This window comes from Streptomyces sp. ISL-1, assembly GCF_018614585.1.
Lineage (GTDB): Bacteria > Actinomycetota > Actinomycetes > Streptomycetales > Streptomycetaceae > Streptomyces > Streptomyces maoxianensis.
This window is the reverse complement of record NZ_JAGGOI010000011.1, coordinates 79,810-100,940: the sequence shown is the minus strand read 5'-3', so window position 1 is coordinate 100,940 and position 21,131 is coordinate 79,810. Positions and strand designations below refer to the sequence as shown.

22 protein-coding genes, 1 tRNA gene and 4 pseudogenes are annotated in these 21,131 nt (G+C 68.0%); 14 read left to right on the top strand and 13 right to left on the bottom strand.

What is annotated here, in order from left to right; translation table 11 throughout:
* Positions 1-191 precede the first annotated feature (191 nt).
* On the bottom strand, positions 192-404 hold the full coding sequence (locus tag J7E87_RS10300) for a hypothetical protein (RefSeq protein ID WP_308312891.1): 213 nt from the start codon (positions 402-404) through the stop codon (positions 192-194).
* A gap of 609 nt (positions 405-1,013) precedes the next feature.
* On the opposite strand from J7E87_RS10300, the gene J7E87_RS10295 reads away from it, so the two are divergent.
* Entirely contained in the window at positions 1,014-1,481 is a 468-nt protein-coding gene (locus J7E87_RS10295) for a VOC family protein (RefSeq protein ID WP_251017228.1), read from the top strand.
* Positions 1,482-1,691: 210 nt separating this feature from the next.
* Entirely contained in the window at positions 1,692-2,195 is a 504-nt protein-coding gene (locus tag J7E87_RS10290) for a hypothetical protein (protein ID WP_215092311.1), read from the top strand.
* 196 nt (positions 2,196-2,391) lie between these two features.
* Here the strand turns inward: J7E87_RS10290 and J7E87_RS34965 are convergent, their stop codons facing one another.
* On the bottom strand, positions 2,392-2,679 hold the full coding sequence (locus tag J7E87_RS34965) for a transposase (protein ID WP_251017227.1): 288 nt from the start codon (positions 2,677-2,679) through the stop codon (positions 2,392-2,394).
* Between the two features lie 257 nt (positions 2,680-2,936).
* Positions 2,937-3,209, bottom strand: a complete 273-nt coding sequence (locus tag J7E87_RS34960) for a hypothetical protein (protein WP_251017226.1) — start codon at positions 3,207-3,209, stop codon at positions 2,937-2,939.
* 989 nt (positions 3,210-4,198) lie between these two features.
* Here J7E87_RS34960 and J7E87_RS10280 point away from each other — a divergent pair.
* A complete protein-coding gene (locus J7E87_RS10280; RefSeq protein ID WP_215092308.1) occupies positions 4,199-5,011 on the top strand; it encodes a hypothetical protein in 813 nt (270 codons plus the stop codon).
* Between the two features lie 337 nt (positions 5,012-5,348).
* Here J7E87_RS10280 and J7E87_RS10275 read toward each other — a convergent pair whose 3' ends face one another.
* Positions 5,349-6,077 carry a DUF899 family protein gene (locus J7E87_RS10275; protein WP_215092306.1) on the bottom strand — a complete coding sequence of 243 codons (729 nt, stop codon included), beginning with the start codon at positions 6,075-6,077 and terminating at the stop codon, positions 5,349-5,351.
* Between J7E87_RS10275 and J7E87_RS10270 the strand changes: the two genes are divergently transcribed.
* Complete coding sequence (locus J7E87_RS10270; protein ID WP_215092304.1) at positions 6,076-6,282, top strand: hypothetical protein; 207 nt, start codon at positions 6,076-6,078, stop codon at positions 6,280-6,282. The genes J7E87_RS10275 and J7E87_RS10270 overlap by 2 nt on opposite strands.
* 83 nt (positions 6,283-6,365) lie before the next feature.
* On the top strand, positions 6,366-6,836 hold the full coding sequence (locus tag J7E87_RS10265) for a hypothetical protein (protein ID WP_215092302.1): 471 nt from the start codon (positions 6,366-6,368) through the stop codon (positions 6,834-6,836).
* A 670-nt stretch (positions 6,837-7,506) separates the two neighbouring features.
* On the opposite strand, the gene J7E87_RS10260 is transcribed toward J7E87_RS10265, so the two are convergent.
* Positions 7,507-9,099 carry an alkaline phosphatase gene (locus J7E87_RS10260; protein ID WP_215092301.1) on the bottom strand — a complete coding sequence of 531 codons (1,593 nt, stop codon included), beginning with the start codon at positions 9,097-9,099 and terminating at the stop codon, positions 7,507-7,509.
* Between the two features lie 443 nt (positions 9,100-9,542).
* Here J7E87_RS10260 and J7E87_RS10255 point away from each other — a divergent pair, with 443 nt between their 5' ends.
* A complete protein-coding gene (locus J7E87_RS10255) occupies positions 9,543-9,941 on the top strand; it encodes a DUF6221 family protein (RefSeq protein WP_215092329.1) in 399 nt (132 codons plus the stop codon).
* Here the strand turns inward: J7E87_RS10255 and J7E87_RS10250 are convergent.
* The 3 genes and pseudogenes from J7E87_RS10250 to J7E87_RS10240 all read right to left on the bottom strand — a co-directional run.
* A pseudogene (locus tag J7E87_RS10250) lies at positions 9,905-10,161 on the bottom strand (hypothetical protein); the annotation flags it as partial. The gene J7E87_RS10255 and the pseudogene J7E87_RS10250 overlap by 37 nt on opposite strands.
* Positions 10,162-10,358: 197 nt before the next feature.
* Positions 10,359-11,177: an SGNH/GDSL hydrolase family protein gene (locus J7E87_RS10245; RefSeq protein WP_215092299.1), complete on the bottom strand. Its 819-nt coding sequence runs from the start codon at positions 11,175-11,177 to the stop codon at positions 10,359-10,361.
* Positions 11,164-11,733 carry a PadR family transcriptional regulator gene (locus tag J7E87_RS10240; protein ID WP_215092297.1) on the bottom strand — a complete coding sequence of 190 codons (570 nt, stop codon included), beginning with the start codon at positions 11,731-11,733 and terminating at the stop codon, positions 11,164-11,166. The genes J7E87_RS10245 and J7E87_RS10240 overlap by 14 nt, the downstream gene beginning before the upstream one ends.
* Before the next feature lie 616 nt (positions 11,734-12,349).
* On the opposite strand from J7E87_RS10240, the gene J7E87_RS10235 reads away from it, so the two are divergent.
* Positions 12,350-13,198, top strand: coding sequence for an alpha/beta fold hydrolase (locus J7E87_RS10235; protein ID WP_215092295.1), 849 nt, complete (start codon positions 12,350-12,352; stop codon positions 13,196-13,198).
* Positions 13,199-13,618: 420 nt separating this feature from the next.
* On the opposite strand, the gene J7E87_RS10230 is transcribed toward J7E87_RS10235, so the two are convergent.
* On the bottom strand, positions 13,619-13,774 hold the full coding sequence (locus tag J7E87_RS10230; protein ID WP_251017225.1) for a hypothetical protein: 156 nt from the start codon (positions 13,772-13,774) through the stop codon (positions 13,619-13,621).
* A 368-nt stretch (positions 13,775-14,142) separates the two neighbouring features.
* Here J7E87_RS10230 and J7E87_RS10225 point away from each other — a divergent pair, with 368 nt between their 5' ends.
* Positions 14,143-14,700: a GNAT family N-acetyltransferase gene (locus J7E87_RS10225; protein WP_215092293.1), complete on the top strand. Its 558-nt coding sequence runs from the start codon at positions 14,143-14,145 to the stop codon at positions 14,698-14,700.
* Between the two features lie 134 nt (positions 14,701-14,834).
* Here J7E87_RS10225 and J7E87_RS10220 read toward each other — a convergent pair whose 3' ends face one another.
* On the bottom strand, positions 14,835-15,071 hold the full coding sequence (locus J7E87_RS10220) for a hypothetical protein (RefSeq protein WP_215092291.1): 237 nt from the start codon (positions 15,069-15,071) through the stop codon (positions 14,835-14,837).
* Between J7E87_RS10220 and J7E87_RS10215 the strand changes: the two genes are divergently transcribed.
* Entirely contained in the window at positions 15,070-15,441 is a 372-nt protein-coding gene (locus J7E87_RS10215; RefSeq protein ID WP_215092289.1) for a VOC family protein, read from the top strand. The two genes, J7E87_RS10220 and J7E87_RS10215, sit on opposite strands and share 2 nt — an antisense overlap.
* A 15-nt stretch (positions 15,442-15,456) precedes the next feature.
* Here the strand turns inward: J7E87_RS10215 and J7E87_RS10210 are convergent.
* Positions 15,457-15,779, bottom strand: a pseudogene (locus tag J7E87_RS10210) (IS5/IS1182 family transposase); the annotation flags it as partial.
* Positions 15,780-15,807: 28 nt separating this feature from the next.
* Here J7E87_RS10210 and J7E87_RS10205 point away from each other — a divergent pair.
* Positions 15,808-16,545: a hypothetical protein gene (locus J7E87_RS10205; RefSeq protein WP_215092285.1), complete on the top strand. Its 738-nt coding sequence runs from the start codon at positions 15,808-15,810 to the stop codon at positions 16,543-16,545.
* Between the two features lie 106 nt (positions 16,546-16,651).
* Here the strand turns inward: J7E87_RS10205 and J7E87_RS10200 are convergent.
* Positions 16,652-16,729 (bottom strand) — tRNA-Met (locus tag J7E87_RS10200).
* 296 nt (positions 16,730-17,025) lie between these two features.
* Between J7E87_RS10200 and J7E87_RS10195 the strand changes: the two are divergent.
* Positions 17,026-17,136 (top strand): annotated as a pseudogene (locus tag J7E87_RS10195) (EamA family transporter); the annotation flags it as partial.
* A gap of 288 nt (positions 17,137-17,424) precedes the next feature.
* Here J7E87_RS10195 and J7E87_RS10190 read toward each other — a convergent pair.
* Positions 17,425-18,453 (bottom strand): YafY family protein, encoded by a 1,029-nt coding sequence (locus J7E87_RS10190; RefSeq protein WP_215092283.1) that lies wholly within the window; start codon positions 18,451-18,453, stop codon positions 17,425-17,427.
* Between the two features lie 101 nt (positions 18,454-18,554).
* Between J7E87_RS10190 and J7E87_RS10185 the strand changes: the two genes are divergently transcribed.
* The 3 genes and pseudogenes from J7E87_RS10185 to J7E87_RS10175 all read left to right on the top strand — a co-directional run bounded on the left by J7E87_RS10185 (position 18,555) and on the right by J7E87_RS10175 (position 21,056).
* Positions 18,555-19,133 carry a DinB family protein gene (locus tag J7E87_RS10185; protein ID WP_215092326.1) on the top strand — a complete coding sequence of 193 codons (579 nt, stop codon included), beginning with the start codon at positions 18,555-18,557 and terminating at the stop codon, positions 19,131-19,133.
* Between the two features lie 169 nt (positions 19,134-19,302).
* A pseudogene (locus J7E87_RS10180) lies at positions 19,303-19,845 on the top strand (aldo/keto reductase); the annotation flags it as partial.
* A gap of 110 nt (positions 19,846-19,955) precedes the next feature.
* Entirely contained in the window at positions 19,956-21,056 is a 1,101-nt protein-coding gene (locus tag J7E87_RS10175; RefSeq protein ID WP_215092281.1) for a winged helix DNA-binding domain-containing protein, read from the top strand.
* The last annotated feature ends 75 nt before the right edge of the window (positions 21,057-21,131 follow it).

Below are 21,131 nucleotides of genomic sequence, written 5' to 3'. Positions count from 1 at the left end.
CACTGCAACCGAAACGCCGAGGTTAGGAACGGGCCGTTTCACCGACGCGTCCGGCCCCCTGCCCTGGCTGCCGTGCACCCGTTGAACCTTCCTGTACCTCAACTACTCTCACCCGGTCATCAACCATGGGTGCCATCACCGTGACACTCATCCCGTCGGGCTGGAAGCGTCAACCCCTCGATCCCTGACCGTCAGCCCTCGCCCGACTCCCGGGCCCGCCGCTTCAGCTCAACCTCGACGTCGTGCCGGTTCTGCCCGGTCGCCGCCGCGTGCGCCGTGATCGCAGCCGTCAGCGCCTCGGCCGCGTCCAGCCACGGCCGCCACGCTTCCGACGAGTATCCGTGTTCCGTCGCTTCTTCGCGCGCCCGGTTCGCTGCGCGCTGCAGCTCAATCAGCTCATCCACTGGCCCTGGACCGATGTCATCACCGCCGAATCCAGCGATTCGAAGCCCTTCCCGGCCCCGGCTGACCGGCAACACCTCACCCCGACGAATCGGCAGCACCTGCCGGAGCACTGGAACCCGGTGCCCACCCGACGCGACAGCCGGGCCCGCAGTCTGTCCACTACCAGTCCGGCCGGCCGAATCAGGCCGCCGAAAGAACTCACGACCCGTCACGAAAGTTCGAGGTTAGTGCGTTTACGAGTTCTCGACATCCGGGTGGGACCGTGCCACCGCTTCCTACGAAGTCCAGACCCCCGGCGGTGCAGCCACGGGACGCACCCCAGGGTTCTTCCCGGGTGCATCGTGTACCCCATCGGTCTAACGTGGGGATGTAGGTGGCACGGGGTTGACACTGCAACAAGCTGCCCAACGATGGGTACTTCGCCGCCTGGGAGCAGCCAGAACTCCTCGTGGAAGAACGGCCTTCCGCTCCCTCCGGTAGACCGTGCCCGACCGACGAAAACATGCCCTCGCGCGGCGGGGCGTCAATACCGAGCCGCTCGGCCGTCCAGAGCTGCGCGGCCACGTCGTCCTCATGGATTTCTGGGCATCGGGCGCAGGAGAACGAGTATGAGCACTCAAGAGCAGGGCGGCGTCAAAGAGCCGACCGTGGATATGAAGATCGAGGTCCACATTATCCCCGTCGCTGACGTCGACCGTGCATTGCGGTTCTACCAGAGTCTGGGATGGCGGCTCGATGCGGACTTCGAGGCCGGCCCAGAATTCCGGATCGTTCAGCTGACGCCGCCTGGGTCGGAATGCTCGATCATCTTCGGCCGCGGGGTCATCTCCGCGGCGCCTGGATCCGCAGAGGGCTACCTCGTGGTCTTCGACCTCGACAAAGCCCGCGCCGACCTCGCCGGCCGCGGTGTTGAGGTAAGCAAGATCTTCCACAAGGTCTACGACACCGGCGCTGAAGTACGGGTCGACGGCCGCGATCCAAACGGCCGCAGCTACGCCTCCTACGCCTCGTTCAGCGACCCGGACGGAAACGGGTGGGTACTGCAAGAGGTGCAGGAGCGACTAGCTGGACGGTGACAGCCGCACAACCGAGAAGATCCGATCAGGAAGGGCTGGGACGGTTGTTCACCCCGAACCGGGCTCTGCGGACGCTCCTACCGCTGGTCCCGCCGTCGTCCACTCACACGTCCTGTGATGCGGAGCGTCCACGGAAATAGGACTCTTGAAGCTCAGCCTCGGGGTACGGGTCACCGACTCGAGATTGATTGCTCAGCAGGAGGACCGCCCATGATCAGAGTTATGCGGCCGCTTCTTCACGGCGCTGTTGCGGGACTCGCCGGTACGACCGCGCTCAATATCGCGGGTTATGCCGACATCGCGCTTCGAGGCCGGCCCATCAGCGATACTCCTGAGATCACAGTGCGTAGCCTTGCTGCGAAGCTCCGTATTCGAATCCCCGGGGACGCTCAGACCTTGGCGAACCGGATCGCTGGCCTTGGCCCCTTGACCGGATACACCGTGGGGCTGGGCATGGGGGCGGCGCTGTCATTGGCACAGGCTGCTGGTTGGCCTCCGACGAAGGCTTCCCGCTATGTCGTTGCGTCTCTCTTTGCCCTAACTGTCACAAATGCGCCGATTATTCTTTCGGGAATCACGGATCCACGGACCTGGGCAACTTCGGACTGGATCTCAGACATCATCCCGCATGTCCTCTATGCGGTAGTCACAGTCCGCGTCCTTGACAAGCTGGAAGCAGCGGACCCCAGCTTTGATGGCCAGATCCCGCCATGACGCCCTCGGACAGTCCTTCACCCAACCTCGATTCGTCAGGGGTGATCACTGTTGCACGAGGCGATCACTTCACCCCTTTTTGACCCCTCGTGTGAGGGTGGGGTCGTCGCGTGTCGCGGCGGTTGCGTACGGGTTCCACGTCTCCGGAGGTGGTGCGGGTTTCTCCATTCTTGTTCTGCCGACGGGTTGAGGAAGTTCAGGTCGGTGCGGCGGGCAGGGCAGTGAGGCGTTGCCGGCAGGTGGTGAACGCGGTTAGCCAGGGCCGGGTGTCCGGGATCTTCAGTGTTCGTCGGCGGGCATGACGGACCAGGCGGGCGGGCCGGTGCCACAGTCTGTAGCGCAGGGTGTCGGGTTCGGCGTCTGCGAGGTCGTCCCTGTCCTGCAGGCCCAGGAGCCTGGTCAAGGCTTCGATGTCGCCGGCGAGGTTGGTTGCGAGCATCCATCCGCGGTTGACCGTCCAGGACTGGGACGGCAAGTTGTGCATGCCGCGGGCCTTGTCTCACAGCGCACCCGGTCCTCCACGACCGCATGCGAGCGGTGCAGGACGTCGAGCCACTGCGCGTGCTGTGAACCGGCAATGCCCCACATGTGCCGGATGTTGGTAGTGGTTACCGAGTAACGCCAGCCGGTCTTGATCTCGAAGGCAGTGAGGTTCTTCATCTGCCGACGGGAAAGTTTGACCCGGCGCACGATCAGCCACATGCCCGCCGGCCGGCCTCCACGGGTGTTGAGCGCGGTCAGTTACACGACCGCGTACCCGTCCTGCAGTGTGCCGTACTGGTGCAAGGTCTCCCACGCTGTTTCCGGCAGCTTGGCGATCGCCTGCTCGTTGGCCTCGCCGATCTTCCAGCCGACCGTGTAACGGACCGTGCGGCGTGCGGTGTTGAGGGCTTCGAGGCGCGTGAGCAGGTCGTGGGTGGCTCCGGCACCGTCGACCCGCACCAGGATTTTCGCCGACGAGGAGTGCGGGATCTGGGCCAGTGCCCCGGTGAGGACCCGGATGTGATCGGCCACCTTGTTGGCACCGGCTGAACGCCCAGAAGTCGCCTAGCCGGAAGTCGTAGGGGGCGACCGTCTCCTGGAGTGTGCCTGCGTGCGTCAGCCGGTCGTGGTTCTACTGCCGCTCGAAGCTCGGGCAGACGCTGGTCACATCGCAGCTGGGGTTCCCCAGGCGCGCCGCTACACGAGTGTCGGCGAAGTGGCCGGACTGGCTCTAGTCGTGGTGTGCCGTGCAGGCCGAAGAGCGCACAACGCGCCGACACCGCAAGCACGGCTCGCGGTCGGATCCAGCAGGTCGAAGCCGGCGACCTCCTCATCGAGATCAGCCAACACGCGTCCCCGGAGGGGATGGGTACCCACCACGCGCAACGCGGCGCCGTCAGCGCCTCCGCGCGAAGCTCGTGCTCACCGCAGCACGCTGCTCCGATCGAGCGGTGCGGGCTCACTGCTGCCGTCGGTTCCTCGTGTGACCAGCGAGGACGACGTTACGCTCGCCGCTGACCGCACCGCGCGAATATGGAGACACGCATGAGCAACGGCTTCGGTCGGATGGCCCGCTTCGGCGTGTTCGCAGCCTCCACCGCAATGGTCGTGGCCTGCGGGTCGAATGGGGACCCGGGCGAGGGCGACGGGTCTCCCGGCCCAATGTCGTCCAGTCCGATGTCGTCCAGTCCGATGTCGCCGAGCCCCACGTCGCCGTCACCCTCGGCGTATCCGTCGCCCTCCGGCGGCTCTCCTTCCAACGGGGGCGGCGAGTCGGTACCTCCTCCGCCGCCGCCTCCGACAAACAGCGGACCGTCAAAGAAGAAGGGCCCCGACATCGCACCACCGCACTCGGACATGCCCACTCCCGATTGCCCCGGCGCACCCGGTTGCTCGCCGCCCCCCGGGGAGCAATTGCCCCCGGAAGTGCCTTCGCCGGACGCTACGTGAGCCAATCGGAGCCTCGCGACGCGCGGTGGGCAAAGCGAGCAGGACCGGCTGATCTGACGTCCCCGACAGCGTTGATCAACATCGTGGTCGCGCAGGCGTCGTTCATCGCCGCGTTGATGTTCTACATGGGCGTGATCTACACGAGCGCCTACTACGGCCATTTCCACCTCTCTCCCTTCTTCCTCGGATTCGGCTTCGCCGAATTCGTTCTGCAGAGCCTGCATCTGATGACCTTCCCGGTCCTCGTGGGTGCCGTCGTGCTGCTCATCGCCGTCGCCATCAGCGGACGCCGGCCGCGGCAAGCACTGCCCGGCGGCCTGGTGCGCGTCGCTTCGCTCGGCACCTCGGTGCTGGCCCGCTACTACCTGGTCGTCGTGGTAGCCGGCCTGGTCCTGGTCGTCCTGTGGTGGGTTTGGCAGCTGCTTCTGCCGTACCGCTGGCTCGGTCCACTCCTCATCGGCCTCGGCCTGCTGCTGGGAGAGGTGCGCCGGATCGACGTCGATCACACGCCGAGGGGCCTGCGGGACACAGCTGTACCGATCTTCGCCGCCGGAGTATTCCTGCTCTGGACCGTTACCCTGGCCGCCGGCCAACTCGGCGAGCAGGACGCCAGAAACGCCGAACGTGACGTGATCCAGCGCACCGGCCTCGTAGTCTTCAGCGCCAAGCGGCTCGGCCTGACCTCCCGGTCACCGGACCTCCACTTCGAAGACCTCGGCAACAGTGTCCACCTTCGCTACCGGTACACGGGCCTGCGGCTCATCGCGGCGCGCGACGGGCGCTACTACGCCGTACCGATCGGCTGGAGCGCGAAGACCGACCATGTCTACGTCCTCCGGGAAGCCGACGGCATGCGCATCGAATTGACGCCCGGCGTGCAGTAGGCCCAAAGGCTGCCCGCGGGGGTTGAATCGCTGTGTCAGCGAGTCGGTTGAGAAGGACGTAATTCGGGCGGGGCGGCGTCATCGCGCGGACGCGGTGTCATTGGGCCTGCCGAGGACGGCCACCCGCGTCGCTGGATGGGTGTCCGGGGCGCGGAGCCGTGGTACCGAGTCTCCCGGCTCGTCGGTGGTGGTGCCGCAGCAGTTGGAGCAGGGGGCACCGGCGGCGGCGTAGACGGTGAGGCAGCCGGCAGCAGGTCCAGGACGGGCGCTGTCACTTGTCGCCCCCTTGGGAAACCGGCTGCGCCTCAACCAACTGCGTCCCGGCTGACATCAGCCGCTATCGGTCGTAGCTCAGCTGCTCTTCCCAGTCGGCTCCTCGGCCTTCCGGGGTGAGATCGAACAGGTTCCACATCGGTTCGAGGGTGCCGACGTGGCGGGGATCCTGTCCGGGATCGGTGGGTGCGTAGAGCAGTTCCGAGCCCCAGAAATGGCGGATCTCCTCGCCGTCGCGCCGGAAGACATTCAGCATGGGCATCGCCGATCCGTCCGCCGTCTCGGCGCGGTAGTCGCGGCTGTAGGAGTTGTCGGCGCACGACAGCAGGCGCAGTCGTCGCCAGCCACGCTCTTGCGCAAAGGTGAGGAGGCGTGGCAGCGGCGCCCTCGCCACGATCGCGAAGTTGGTGTGCGGGGAGACGTGCTCCACCGCACCGTCGAGCTGATCGAGCAGGGCTGTGCATGAGGGGCACGGGCCCTCCTCGAGCTTCAGCTGCGCCGTCCGGCCGGCCTTGGGCCCCGGCCTCTTGTCGCCGGGGTGTCGCGGGAACATATAGCTGTAGATCACCAGCGAGTCCTTGCCCGGCCCGAAGAGTTCGGACAGCCGCACGTCGGTCGGGGTTCCGTCGGCCCCAGCCCCCTGAAAGACGTAGTCCTCGGGGACGACCCCACCAGGCGGCAGTTTGCGCCTGGCGGCAGCCAGCGCCTCGGTGGCGCGGCGCAGCTCGAGTTCCTGGTCGAGCAGCCGATTGCGCGCCGTCCGATATTCCGCCGACTCGCCTGGAAAGGCCATGCTCAAGGATCCCTTCCCTCATGGATTCGCCTACAGCGTGTGGCCTGCGGCAGTCACCGGCAAGGATCTCCGGCGCCGGGCGAGTCGCCACGCGCCCGCCCGGTTCGCCACCGTCACCGTCCTTGACGAAGGTGGCTACGAGATCGTCCGCCGCGATGCCGCCGCAAGCCCGAAGTCCCCGACCGTGATGGTGGCTTCGCAGTGACCGGCCTGGGACAGTCCGCCGGAGCTCGGCCCAGCCCGCAAGGGCTTCGGTTTGCCATCGGGGTGACCGGTTACACGAACACCATGGCTGAATCCAAGAATTCCAACGACTCAACACCGCAGACGACAGCTTCCCGGTCGGCCAAGAAGGCCGTCTCCAACGGCGCCAAGGCGCCCGCTCGGGACGCCAAGGCCTCTGCGTCGTCCTCTGCCGCCGCGGTGAAGGACACCACGGCCGCGTCCACTACGGCGGCGCGGGAGGCCAAGGACGCCACCCGGTCCGCCGCGCAGGGCGGCAAGGAGGCTCTCGCCGGCTTCGGCGGGGCGGTCGCCGACAAGGCCAAGACGGTTCAGCAGACCGTCGGCTCTGCGGCGGGCCGGGCCGGGGCCATGGCCGGCATGGCCTGGACGCTCGTCAAGGCCCGGAAGGCCATTGCGGCCGGTGCCGGCGCAGGCGTGGCGGCCACCGTGGTGACCTCCTCCTATGCGCTGGGCCGTCGCGCGGGCCTTCGTCAGCGCGGCCCCCTTTCGCGCCTCACCGGCGGCCGGCTGTAGCCCTCGGCTTCCCGTGCCTCAACCGACGTGGAGCGACAGGCCCTGCCCACCACCTTCAAGTCCGCCAAGGCGATCCTTCGGATCTCGTCGAAGTGCCCTCAGAGGTCAGCCCTCTGCGGGCACTTCGGCATTGTGACCATCAGCTGACTGCGGCCCCCTTCAGCGGGTCGTCGCCTTTCGCAATCTGCAGTCAACGGTGTTGGGAGGATGTGCAGGTGGGCCGCTACGGGACGTCGACTGCCCAGGCATCTGAGTACGTCGGGCCGGACGGCCTGAGTATGCGGGCCGATTTCCACCACCACTGTTGCTGGTCGAATGAGAACCATGACTTCTGACGCACCGCGCCGCCCTCACAGGGAGCACGTCACCACCACCGGCTCGGCGCTGGCCGTTGTGCTACTGCCACTGGCCGTCGGCATGCCGCTGGCCAAGGCGATCGGCTCGGACCCGCTGACATCGGTCAACGCGGTGATCACCCACAGTGGGCAGCGAGCACGCGTCTCACCGTCGCAGTGGCGCGGATGCGGCAGGCATTATGCACTGCGCGGGCGGGAAGGTACCGCGCGCGGGGCGGCTCTGCGCTCGCGCGCGGCTGCTGCCTGCCGCGCGGCAACCCGCCTTGCGCACCGAGAGCAAGACGACTTGCCGACCACGCGCCGCCCCTGGATGTCTAGACCCTGACGGCTCCCGGTCGGCGGTCCTCGATCTCGAACGAGGCGAACGTCGACGCGGCTGCGTCGGCCCGGCTGACCGTCGGGACCATCCGCAGGTCCGTCGGCCAGGTACGCGCGTCCAACTTGCAGGTGACGTAGCCGCGGCGGTCGCCGTCGAAGAACTTGATGTGCGGGTTCCACTTCATCATCGGCCCGTAGTACGGCCCGTAGACCTCGTCGTCCCCATTGGTCGTGATGGAGGTACCGACGAACTCCGTTGCCACCACAGGGGATTCGGGCCTGTCGAAGTCGCTCTTGATGTCGTTGACGAACGTCGAGTGCCAGTCACCGGCGACCATGACGGGGTTGCGCACCTTGGCCGATGTGAACGTGTCGGTGATGGCCTTGCGCGATGCCGGGAATCCGTCCCACGCGTCATGCCAGATGATGTCGCCCGTCGGGCCGTCGTGGTCCAGACGCGCCATCATCACGCTCGTCGCGATGACGTTCCACCGGGCGTCCGAGTGGCGCAGCCCGTCCAGCAGCCACTCCTCCTGCGTGGCGCCGAGCATGGTGCCCTTGGTCGGGTCATTGCCGGCGTCACACGCCGGTGCCTCGCCCCAGCCGCACGGCGGCGAAGTGCGGTACTGCCTCGTGTCCAGTACGTCGATCTGCGCAAGGCTGCCCCAGCTCGACCGCCTGTAGAGCTTGAGCGAGCCGTCCTTGCGCGGCAGCGAACGGCGGCGTACCGGCTGGTGCTCGTACCACGCCTTGTACGCCGCGGCCCGGTTCGCGCTGATCGTGCCGTCGTACGCCCCGACGTAATCGTTCTGCACCTCGTGGTCGTCCCACGTGACCAGCCACGGGAAGCGGGCGTGTACGCGCTGCAGGTCCGGGTCGGACTTGTACAGCGCGTACTGCATCCGCCAGCGGTCGAGGTTCTGCGGGCCCTCCCGCAACACGTCGGGCGTCGCCTTCTTGCGCATGCCGCCGTCGGCGGGCACTCCGTACTCGTACACGTAGTCACCGAGGTGGATCACGAGGTCGAGGTCCTCCTCGGCCATGCTCCGGTATGCCGAGTAGAAGCCGTGAGACCAGTCCTGGCAGGAGGCGAACGCGAAGCTCAGCGACCCCAGCGGGCCCTCCTCGCGCGGCGCGGTGCGGGTGCGGCCCACCTCGGAGACGTCGCCGCGGTAGCGGAAGCGGTAGTAGTACTCCCGCCCCGGCCGGAGTCCATCGACCTCGACGTGCACCGAGTGCGCCAGCTCGGACAGGGCCGGCACCGTGCCGTGCTTGACGACCTTCCGCATGCCCGCGTCCAGTGCGACCTGCCAGTCGACCGGCACCGGACGGCTGGGCATGCCACCGTCGGGGCTGAACAGCTCGGGCACGAGCCGGGTCCAGATCACCACGCCCTCGGGCGTCGGGTCGCCCGAGGCGATGCCCAGCTTGAACGGGTAGTCACCGCTGCGGACGCGCGGCGCTGCGAGGGCGGTGCCCTCGAGCGGCACCTGGCTGAGGGAGGCGAGTCCGGCTACGGCACCGATGCCGACGAGGAAGCGGCGACGGTTCAGGGCGGACAGGGCGGGATGGTCTTCGGCGGAGGTCATGGCCGGTATTCCACCCGCCGCGCCCAACGGTCAGACGTCCCCAGCATGGCGCCGACGTGACGCCTCGCCGACCTGGGCGTCTGGGCTTGCGGCGTGGTCGTGGCCCACCGGCGGCCTGGAACGATGTGATCGAGGAGACGCTGCGCGTCCAGGTGTCGGTGGCGAGCCTGCCGCTTCGCTACGCGGTCGAGGACATCGAGGCCGGGGGTGGCCTCGAGAAGGGTGATGCGATCCTCGCCGCCTACGCCGCCGTCGGTCGTACCCAGCGTCGTACGGTGAGGACGCGGACCGCTTCGACGTCACCCGGATCGACGATCGACAAGGAGCACCTCGCCTTCGGCCACGGCGTCGATGTGCCAGGAGACAACTGGATTACCAGGTCCAAGGTCCCCCACAATGACCCGGCAGTCACCGCACCACGTCACGAGAGGAAGCACCGTCGCATGGCCGGCAACACAGACATGGTGACCTTCATCGAGGCACGGCTCACCGAGGAGGAGCAAGTCGCCCGGGACGCCGGCGGCGCGAGCTGGAGATGCCCGGCCGAAGTGCCCGGAGAGGTCCACGACAGGACCTCCGGTATCGCGTTCACGGTCAGAGGAGCTGGCTACGACCGGCACATCGCGCTCCAGGACCCGGCTCGCACGCTGGCCCGCATCGAAACCAGCCGCGTCCTGCTCGGCGAGTACACCGAAGTGGCCGACCGCGACACCGACCGTCCCAACGACGACTACGCATCCGGCCGTGCCGTCGGACTCGGCTTCGCAGTACGCCAACTGGCCGCCGAATACGCCTGGCACCCCGACTACAAAGCGAAATGGCTTCCCCGATACATCCGATAGGGCCCACACAGCTCCAGCATCCCGCTCAGCACCCGGGCGCAGGCCGCCACGTCGGGCTCGGTGAGGTCGCCGCCGACCTGGCGCAGCAGGGCGTGCTCGCGGGCGGTCACGGCGGTGATGGCGGCGAGGCCGTCGTCGGTGAGCCGGATCAATGAGGAGCGCTGGTGCGCAGGGTTGGGAATCGTCTCGACGAGCCGCGCGCGGCGGCGTCGTTGACCAGCATGCGGTCCTTAATGAATCGTCTCCGGGGGGCAACTGCCAGGAGGAAACCGTTACTTGCCACTGAGCTAGGACACCGTATTCCGTGGTGTCCGCGTACCCGCGAATGCACCCCGCCGGTCGCCGTGGCCTGTCACTCCGACGTACGGCACAGCGTCGGGCCGTCCGAGAGAAGCCGCCCCGCGGCCGATGCCGTCCCTACGAAGATTCCCGTTGAGCGCTGTTTGCCGGCGGGGCCGGCATGGCGGTCATGGGCAGCAGCTGGGAGCGTTTTGCGGTACGGCCGTCGCCAGAGGACTGACCACGCAGACGGCGCCCGAGCCAGGGGCCGAGGAATGCGGCCGCCCAGCGCACTTCGGCTCCAGCGGCTTGCCAGCCCGCGGCGACTGCCTGTGGCGGCAGGGGGAGCGTCCAGGCTTCGCTGCTTCCAGGCAGGTGGATGGCGTGGGCGACGGCTGCGGCGATCCGTTCATGGCCGAGGGGGCTGGCGTGGAGCCGGTCTGTGCTCCACAGCCGAGGGTCGGTGGCAACGGCCTGCCGGCCGGTTTCGGCGACCGCGATCCCCTGACGGGCGGCCGCGGCACGGATGCGGGTGTTGAGGTCGAACACCCGGGACCTGATGGGCCGGGCAAGAGGCGCGATCTTCCCCACGTCAGGGAAGGTCATGGTCACCACGTGCGTCCCGGCGGCCGTGAGCACAGCGAACATCTCTTCCAGGTGCCCGGCCACCTCTGCGGCATTGAACCGTGGCTTCAGCAGGTCGTTGACACCCGCGACGACGGTGGCGAGGTCAGGGCTCAGGGCCAGGGCGGGTCCCAGCTGTTCCGCGCGGACCTGGCCGGCGGTACGCCCGCGCACGGCCAGATTGGCGTACCGAAGCCCGGGGTTGACGGCCGCCAAGTGCTCCGCGAGCCGGTCGGCCCAGCCTCGCAGGCCCACAGTGTCGTCCCCGTCTCCGAGCCCTTCGGTCTGACTGTCGCCCAGGGCGACGTAGCGCAGGTATTCACCGTTCGGCATGACTTGCCTGCCTTTCCCGCAGGACGGCTGCGATCCGCCGACACCAGTCCCGGTGGTCCTGCTCAAAGGCCAGGCCGCGCAGGCACGTCAGGTACGGCCCGATCCGCTCCCCTTGGCGCAGGAACTCCTCCTCGTCCGCATCGCCGCGCATCTGCCGCAGCAGCTTGCCGAGAAGCTCGATCTTGCCGTCGGCTGCGGATGCTCGCTCCTCGAGCTGTTCGATCACCGGCGCGGTGCCGATACGGTCTGCGGCCTGGACCTTGACGAGCAGATCGTCACGGATGAACGAGGGCTTCGGTCCGGCAGCAGCGAACTTTTCCAGCTCGGCGCGACCGGCGTCGGTGACTTGGAACAGACGTTTGTTGGGCCGCGCCTCCTGGACCACCTCCCGGCCCGCGACCAGCCCTTCCTTCTCCAGCTTGGTCAGCTCGGCGTACAGCTGCTGGGGCAGGGCGTGCCAGAAGTTCGCGACACCGATATCGAACGCCTTCGCCAACTGGTATCCGCTGTACTCGCCGTCCAACAGCGCCGCCAGCACCGCATGTCGCAAGGCCATCGAAGCAGCCCCTCCCTGTCCTAGTCCTCCCCCGCATCATACGCAAGAAATTGACTAATCACATCCTTGACTATCAGGAGCCGGAGACAGCTGAACACTTTCGCGCCGTGGAGGACCTGCAAATCGTGTGGTCCAAGCAGTGCCGGCCGCCGCCGGCGGACCTGGGAAGCCACTCGAACCAGTACGGACGAGCTACCGTCACGCCCAACCGCAAGTCAGCGGCGGCCTGCATACGAGGCGCTCAACACGCGGGGGAACACGATGCGATCGCGTTGCTGATATTCGAAATGGGGTACCGCGGTGCGTTGCGGGTGTCCCCCCGCCGTAGTGGTCTGACCCATCCGAGGTTGCGGCCTGCGCCCGGGGCGGGGCGATCTTGGTGCGGATGATTGCCCCCGGCACTGCCCCGATCGCCTGGCTATACCCCTGATCACCTGGGCGCCAGGGCCGCGAGCTGTGCCGCACGGACGTGCGCAGAGAGTCTGAACCGCTGCTCAGCGGCTTCCTCTCCGAGACCCGTCTCCGGTCCGGTCTGAGACCTGTCTCCGGCCGGGCAAAGCCTCCACAAGGCAGAATGCCCTGTGGAGGCGGGGCCGAATTCGGGAAGGCGGCTGCTATGAGCACCATCGACGTCGGCGACGCCACTGTCTACTACGAGCAGCGTGGGTGCGGTCCTGTGGTGCTGTGCATTTCGGGAGTCACGGGCGACGCCGGGCTGTGGACCAACACCGCCGAGGCACTCGCGGACGAGTTCACGATGGTGTCGTACGACCGGCGGGGCAACTCGCGCAGTCCACGTCCTCAGCACTGGATCTCGACGTCCGTCGATGAGCAGGCCGATGACGCTGCGGGGCTACTGCGCGGGCTCGATCTCGCTCCGGCTGTGGTGCTCGGTGCGAGCGGCGGTGGAGTGATCCTCACCAACCTCGTGCTGCGTCACCCCGAAGTGGTGCGCGCGGCGATCTTCCATGAGCCGCCGTTCGTCTCTGTCAGTTCCGACGCCGATGAGGTGGGCAGGCTGATGGGCGTCTTGTTCGAGAAGGGAATGGCGACGGGTGGGCTGGCGGGTGCGCTGGTGGCCCTGCTCCGCTGGTCCTGGGGCGAGGAGGGCTTGGCGGCCCTCGAACCGCAGCTCCGTGAACGGCTGTTGTCCAACGCGGACGTGTTCCTCGGCGTGGAGCTCGGGGCCTTCATCGAGTACCTGCCCACACCTGAGGAGCTCTCCCGTGTGAAGGTCCCGCGCATCGTCACGGCCGGCGCCGACAACCGCGACCCGACTGCGGACTACCACCACGGGTACGAAGAATCGCAGTGGCTCGCCACCCAGATGCACACCGAACTCTTCGAACTCCCGGGCGGTCACGTGCCTTACCTCACGCACCCGGCCGCGCTCGCTGAGGCCCTGCGCCCCCTCCTGCACGCCCTCTGCGCACAAAGCGGCCCCACCGGCTCCTGCCGAACGTGAAACCGCGGACGTCGCTGCCGCACTGTATGGGTCACCTCGAAAGGTGTCGGCGCCGGGGCGGCAACCCCGACCGATCGGCCTGCCCGTCGCACGGCCAACGGCTACCAGGGGGCCCCGGATAGTGGTCGACCTCGACCACGGCCGCCTGCTGACCGTCACCTTCGGCCGCCCAGGCGTCGCCGAGCTGCTCCTGGGCAACTGAAGGCCGCGGGCGGCTACTCGCGGGCCCCTGCCCGGCGGTGAGCTTGCCCAGGTGCCCCTTGGGCTTGCCCGGCACGCGTGACCCGGCAGGTGTCTGCACTGTGCCCGGTGAGCGGCGTATGACCGATCCGGTAGCCCGCATCGGTCGAAGTGCGCGCCAGCGGGTGTCCCTGACCCGTGCAACCCTCCCGGGCGGATCGGACACGTCGGTCTCTGCGGTCAGCTGCCGAGGCGGACCGACCCCCAACACCGGCCCCTGCGGAGGACCGGACGCTGCTCCCCCAGGCGGCCGAGCTCGTAGGCGACCGAACCGGTGCGGGAGAGGGCGGCCATCTCGCCGATCTGCCGGACCGTGGCCCCCTCCCCGTGATCCACGGCAACCACATCCGCACCACGCACGGCAAGACGGCCCCCAGACGCCTGGCTGCCGAGTCCACCACCCAGCCTCGCGCTCGGGTCGTCCAGGCCACGGCACCGTGGCCTCGCGGGGCGTCGGTGATGTCGTCGACGGCATCAGCCGGGCCCCGTTGGCCGAGCTGTCGCCGCGCCCGCTACATGCTGCCCTTGCTGTCGTCGCCGGCCCATGGCAGAAGGACGAAGCGGAGTTCAGCTTGTCTGAGCGTCCGGTGCCGAACGCGGCCCGAACTTGGCATGTTTGGCAACCTTGAAGTGCCAGGTCACAGGCTGCTTCAGAGGTTGGCGAGAGTCTGGATCTCGCGCACTGCAGCGTGATCAAATAGGGGATGACATCGTTCTGGACCGGCGAACGGGTACGCCTGCGCGGTATCGAGCCCGACGACTGGACCGCGTTCCTGCGCTTCGCCGTGGACGAGGAGCGGTCGGGAGACCTGCTGCACCCACCCCGTTCCGCCGAGGGCTACCGTGCCTGGGCGAAGGAGCAGGCCGCTGCCAAATCCGATGGCGACTGCTTCCAGTTGGCAATCGAAGCCGTCGACACGGGGGAAATAGTCGGTGCTGTCGGCTCGCACCACGCTGATCCACGTGCGGGCTGGTTCGAGTACGGCGTCACGATGGGCGCTGATCATCGGCGCAAAGGCTACGCGGCAGAAGCCGTGGTGATGCTGCTGCGTTTCATGTTCGCCGAGCGGCGCTTTCATAAGTGCGGAGCGCGGATCTTCGCACACAACGAGGCATCGCTGGCACTTCAACGTCGGCTCGGCTTCATCGAGGAAGGTCGCCTCCGCGATCACGTGTTCTTCGCCGGTCGGCACCACGATCTCGTCATGATGGGCATGCTCGCTGACGAGTTTGCCCAACTGCACTCAATGAGCGAACTGTGAGCTTGTCATCCACACCATCGAGATCGCGGTAGCGGCGGCGCTGCTTCAGTGCCAGGCGTGGAGCGAGGTCGTCGATGATCCGGCCGGCGGTGGACTTCGAGCGGCGACGGAGGTGAGACTGTTGAGACTTGAGCTCAGGGCTTCGCGGCCTGCTCGTCCCGGTGCCAGGCTCCCTCAGGGAAGTGGTAGTAGCTGTCCACGAATTCGTCGGGAACCCGCCCGCAGGGGGCGTAGATGCTGATGAAGAGGGTCGTGGTCGAGTTGTTCCACTTCACGTCGACCTTGTCGCCACTGTCCGAGTCCTCGAAACGGAAGCCCAGTTCGCGCGGCCAGGTTCTGTCCGGGCGATCACCGGGCACACTGGCCGACATGCCTGTCTCGCTGCATCACATCGTCATCGACGTCCACAACCTGCCCGCCCTGGCCCGGTTCTGGGCTGAGGTGCTGGGCTGGCGGATCCTGTCCGAGCGGGAGCGGGAGGTCGTGATCGGGCCGGACGAGACCGCGCCGGTGGGCATCTGCTTCATGCCGGTGACGGACCGTAAGGTCGTCAAGAACCGCCTGCACCTCGATCTGACGTCCGCCGCGGAGGACCGGGAGGCCGAGATCGAGCGCATCCTCGCACTCGGCGCCCGCAGGGCGGACGTTGGGCAGAGCGGCAGCGAGTCCTGGACCGTGCTGGCCGATCCGGAGGGGAACGAGTTCTGCGTAGTGCGCCCGAAGGAGACCCTCATCGGCTAGGAGTTGTTCGGGCGATCACGTTCGGAGCCAGATGACGACAGCCGCTGCTGTCGCGGTGCCGAGGAATACGTAACCGCGCTTGTCGTACCGCGTGGCCACCGCCCGGAACTGCTTGAGTCGGTTGATCGCCCGTTCCACGGTGTTGCGCTTCTTGTAACGCTCTTCGTCGAAGCCGGGTGGCCGTCCGCCGCGTGAGCCTTGCGAAGGCGGGCGGCCTGACTGTCTGTCTTCTCCGGGATCGTGTGCCGGATGCCCCGACGCCGAAGGTTCTGGCGGCACGGCCCGTTGCTGTATGCCTCGTCGGGCGCGAGGGGGCCACGTCGTCGACAGTGGCGGCCGGGCTTGGCCTGTGTGCTATGAACAGGCATGGCTTTGAAGATCGAGCGAACGGATGCACGAAGGTGGCCGGATGGACACTTGAAGGAGCTCTTCAGTGAGGGCTTTCCGGAGTTCATCACAGCTGACCGGCTGGTGAAGGACTACATAGGCAGGGTCGGCGAATACTTCGCCGATCTGAATCTCATGCTGATCGATGAGCACGAGATGCCAGTCGCATCAGGCTGGGGTGTGCCGATCCACTGGGACGGTGTGCCCGCGGCACTCCCCACCGGCTATACGCAGGCCCTTGTTCGGGCCGTCGAGGGCAGCGAGCAAGGAATAGAGCCGAACACCCTGGTGATCTGCGGAGCGATCGTCACCCCGGCGCTCAAGGGACGCGGGCTTGCGGGAGAGACTCTCAAGGCCCTACGTCAGACAGCGAAGGACGCCGGCTGGTCTCGGGTCATTGCGCCGGTCCGCCCGACGATGAAGGCCCAGTACCCGTTGACGCCGATCGAGACCTTCATGAGGTGGCGCCGGGAGGACGGGATGGCGCTTGACCCTTGGATCCGGACCCATCAGCGCCTTGGAGCCGAGATACTGTCGGCGGCCCCCGCATCGCAGACGATGACCGGCACGGTTGCCGAGTGGGAGCGCTGGACCGGTATGGCCTTCCCCGAGTCGGGCGACTATGTGATCCCGGGGGGACTGAGCCTGCTGAGGCTCGACCGATCCGCCGATGAGGGCGTGTATCGGGAGCCCAACATCTGGATGCAGCACAGTTGACCGGGGCACCGCACCTGCCCGGACAAAGTCACCGTTCACGGCTCTGCTCGGGTAGCCATAGATGCTTCCGGCCCCCTCGTCGCCTGGGCGTCGAAGGGGCCGGAATTGGTAGCGGGGGCAGGATTTGAACCATGCGACCTCTGGGTTATGAGCCCAGCGAGCTACCGAGCTGCTCCACCCCGCGTCGGTAAGTCCACTGTACGGCAAAGCCCGCCCCCGTGAGCGCACCGGCGAGGACAGTCGCCTCTCGTGCGTCCGCCACGCCCAGTTTCCGGGCCTGCGCAGTAGTTCCGCGGAGCAGGCGCTGCCCGGGGGGCCGCATGCGCAGCTCGTACGGTTCCACATCTGATCCAGCGTCAGTAGCCCGCGCCGGGCGGAAAGGATCAAGACGGTTCCGTCGGCGGCGCTGATGACCCACGGTCAGCAGCAGCAAGTGCCTTGATGTGCCCAAGGCTTCGCCCTGACACTTGTTGAGAGTTGGCATCGATCATCGTGGGTGCGGCGATCGGGGCGCTGTTCTTCAAGGAACGCTTCGGTGCGCCGAGGATCGCGGCGGCGGGGCTGATGGTGGTAGGGATCGGGCTAATGCTGCAGGAGCGATGGTTGCTGCCGTGGTGGAGTGCCGTCGCGCCGACCGCTTCGAGGGCTCGGGCGAGCCAGCATGCTCCGGTCTCTCCATCCTGGCGGGGCGGCGCCCCCAGAGAGATGAGTCTTCTCTCGACTCTCCGATGGCCAGCCTCGTCACGTTTCACTTTCGCCGCGGCACGGTCGGAAGGGCGCGAGCTCGCAGACTCCGGGACGCACAAGTACGCGAAGCTGTACACCCGATCGCCGTATGGCGACAGGACGTACGAGTTCCGCTCTGAGAGTGCGCGTCGCTCAGTGGCTTGAGGGTGGCGGGGTGAGCTTGGCGGTTCCGTCGGTCGCGGCGTTGGCGTAGCGGCGGGCCAGGTGCGCGAAGGCGTGTTTGAGTTCGGGTGGGCCGACGACCTCTATATCGGCGTCGAACCCGCCGATGGTGGCGGCCAGGCCGGGCCATGACCACGAGCCCAGGACGAGCCGGCAGCGGTTCTGGCCGAGTTCCTCGACGACTCCGTCGCGGGTGTAGCGGGACACGACAGCGGCGGGCAGGTCGAGGATCACCTCGCCGCGGCAGGGCCAGTCGCCCGAGCCGTCGGAGCCCCGGAACCTGCTGGCGACGAAGGCGGCCACCTCGCCTCCGGGCAGTTCGCGCGGGGTGAAGCGGGGCCCCGTGGGGGTACGCGGTGTGATCCGGTCGGCGCGGAAGGTGCGCCAGTCGTTGCGGTCGAGGTCCCAGGCGACGAGGTACCAGCGCCCGCCCCAGGTGACGAGGTGGTGGGGCTGCACCCGGCGCGGTGGAGTTTCGGCGCGGTCGTCGTCGCCGGCTCCCGGTGGGGATGCCGGGGTGTAGTTGAAGCGCAGCACTTCGCAGGCGTGGACGGCAGCGCTGAGCGTCATGAGCATGCTGCTGTCGACCTGTGGGTCCGGTCGGGTCGCGGGGCGCTCGACGGCGGTGACCTGGAGGGTGTCGATGCGGCGGCGCAGCCGTGCGGGCATGACCTGCCGGACGGTGGTCAGCGCGCGCGCCGCGGCGTCCTCGATCCCGGCACCGGTGGTCGTGGCGATCTGGAGTGCGACGGCGAGGGCGACGGCCTGCTCGTCGTCGAACAGCAACGGGGGCAGTTCCGTGCCGGCGTCGAGCCGGTACCCACCGTCGGGCCCCTTGAAGGCCACTATGGGATAGCCGAGTTCGCGCAGGCGGTCGACATCACGGCGCACGGTGCGCGGGCTGATGTCCAGCCGCTCGGCCAGTAGCGCCCCCGGCCAGTCCCGGCGTGCCTGGAGCAGCGAGAGCAGCGACAGCAGTCGCGCTGATGTCTTCGGCATGACTCCCATATTGCCCTGAGAAGCGGCCACACCCTGACCGCTTCCCCTGCGACTGTTCTCCCGTGCCAGACAACGAGAACGACCAGAAGGACCCGATCACTGTGACCGCCACGACCACGCCCCTCTCCACTCTCGACGCCGAGCGGGCCGACCTGCTCGCCCAGCTCGCGACCGCGCGATTGGCCCTGACCACCACCACGCGTGGGCTCAGCGACGAGCAGGCCGGTGAACGCCCTACGGTCAGCGCGCTGTGCCTGGGCGGGCTGATCAAGCACGTCGCGTCCATCGAGGAAGGATGGATGTGCTTCGTGGCCGATGGCCCGTCGGCGATGCGCTACGACCTGCCCGACGGTGTCACCTGGGCCGACCTCACGGCTGGTACCGCACGCGAGTTCCCGCAGTGGGCGATCGACCACCAGAACGACTTCCAGATGCTGCCCGGCGAGACGCTGGCCGGGATCGTCGCGCGCTACGAGCAGGTCGCCGCCTGCAGCGAGGAGATCATCGCCTCCGTGCCTGACTTGTCGGCGACGCACCCGCTGCCGGAGGCGCCCTGGAACGAGCCGGGAGCGGTGCGCAGCGTGCGCCGGGTGCTGATGCACGTCATCGCCGAGACCGCCCAGCACGCCGGGCACGCGGACATCCTGCGCGAGACGCTCGACGGGCAGAAGTCGACCTGACTGATGACGGATCTCTGTCAGATCCGGCCGCCGCCCCGACCCGCTGCTGCGCGCCGGACGGGGTGAATGAGGGCCGGACGGCGACTGCTCGCCCGCCGTCCGGTCCTGTGGTCCCGCTCGGTCGAGCAATCAATTGCCATCAGTCAGCAAAGAAGGGAACGGCGTCACCGTGAAGATGCGCGAGCTGGGACGGACCGGTATTCGGGTCAGCCCCTACTGCCTGGGCACCATGATGTTCGGCCGGACGGGTAACACCGACCAGGACGACTGCGTCCGGATCGTCCACCGGGCACTGGACGCGGCGATCAACTTCGCCTACACCGCCGACGTTTACTCCCACAGTGAGTCGGAAGAGATCGTGGGCAGGACGCTGAAGGGCCGGCGCGACGACATCGTGCTGGCCACCAAGGTCAACGGCTCGATGGGTGAAGACCCCAACCGTGGCGGCAGCTCCCGGCGCTGGATCGTCACCGAGGTCGAGCACTCGCTGCGACGCCTCCAGACCGACCACATCGACCTCTACCAGATCCACCACCCCGACCCGCGAACTGACGTCGAGGAGACGCTCTCCGTCCCGACCGACCTGGTGCGCAGCGGCAAGGTACGCGCCATCGGATCCTCCAACGCCCCGGTCTCGGAGATCGTCGAGGCGCAATGGGTCGCCGACAGGCTTGGACTGCAGCGCTTCGGCACCGAGCGGCCCCCGTACTCGGCGCCCGGAACCGACATCGGCCCGCTCGACGTGTCCTACACGCCGCCGGCCATCAAACGCGCGTCGCTACGCCGACGATCGGCCGACGAGCGCGCCGCGGCATGACCCCGATGACCGTTTTCGACACCCGGGCGCTCAACCGCGCGACGCTCGCCCGGCAGTTGCTGCTCGATCGCGCCGACGTACCGGTCCTCGACGCCGTCGCACACCTCGGCGGTCTGCAAGCGCAGGAACCGCAGGAACCGTTCGTCGGGCTCTGGTCGCGGCTGCGCGCGTTCGACCCGGCGGTGCTCTCGGACCTGCTTGTCCGGCGGAGCGTGGTGCGGACCCATCTCATGCGCCGCACCGTCCACCTCGTCACCGCCGACGACGCTCTGGCCTGGCGGGCCCGCCACGACACCATGCTGCGCCAACGGGTACTCGGGAACTACCGCCGCGAGCTCGACGGGACAGACCTCGACGAGCTCGCTGCAGCAGGCCGGGCGGTAATGGCCGACGACGAGCCGCGCTCGATGACCGAGCTCGCGCGGGCGCTCGCCGAGCGCTGGCCGACGCCGGGGCCGCGAGCACTGGGCGAAATGCTGATCGCCGCCCTCGTCCCGGTGGCGCAGCTGCCACCGCGCGGGCTCTGGCGCACGAGGGCAGGAGTGCGCAACGTCATGCTCTCCTCCTGGCTGGGGCGCGAAATCGACCCTCTGTCCCCGGACGGCGCCGATCCGGTCGGCGAAGCGCTGGTACGGCGCTATCTTGCCGCGTTCGGCCCCGCCGCCTCGGCCGACCTGCGCGCCTGGTGCGGCCTCGCCGGGCTGCCGGCCGCGGTCGCCGCGATACGCGGGGAACTGGTCACCTTCCGCGACGAGCGAGGCCGGGAACTGTTGGACCTGCCCGACGCGCCGCGTCCCGACCCCGACACACCCGCCCCGGTGCGGTTCCTGCCGGCGTTCGACAACGCGATCCTCGGTTACCACGACCGCAGCCGGATCATCGACGACGCCCACCGCGGCCTGTCGGTTGCCGGCGCTCGCGTTGTCCTGGTCGACGGCCGGGTCGGTGCGACCTGGAGCGTCAAGGCAGGCACCGTGATTGTCACCCCGCTGCGCCGCTTCTCCCGAGCCGACCGCACCACCGTCGCCGAACAGGGGCGGGAACTGGCGTCGTTCCTCTCCGACAACGACAGCCACCGCATCCAGATCACCGCGTATCCCTGCTGAGCGACACACCCGCGAGCTGCTTCCCTTGAGCACGGGATCGAGTGGCGCGCTCCGGTTCACACCGTCGAGGGGCCT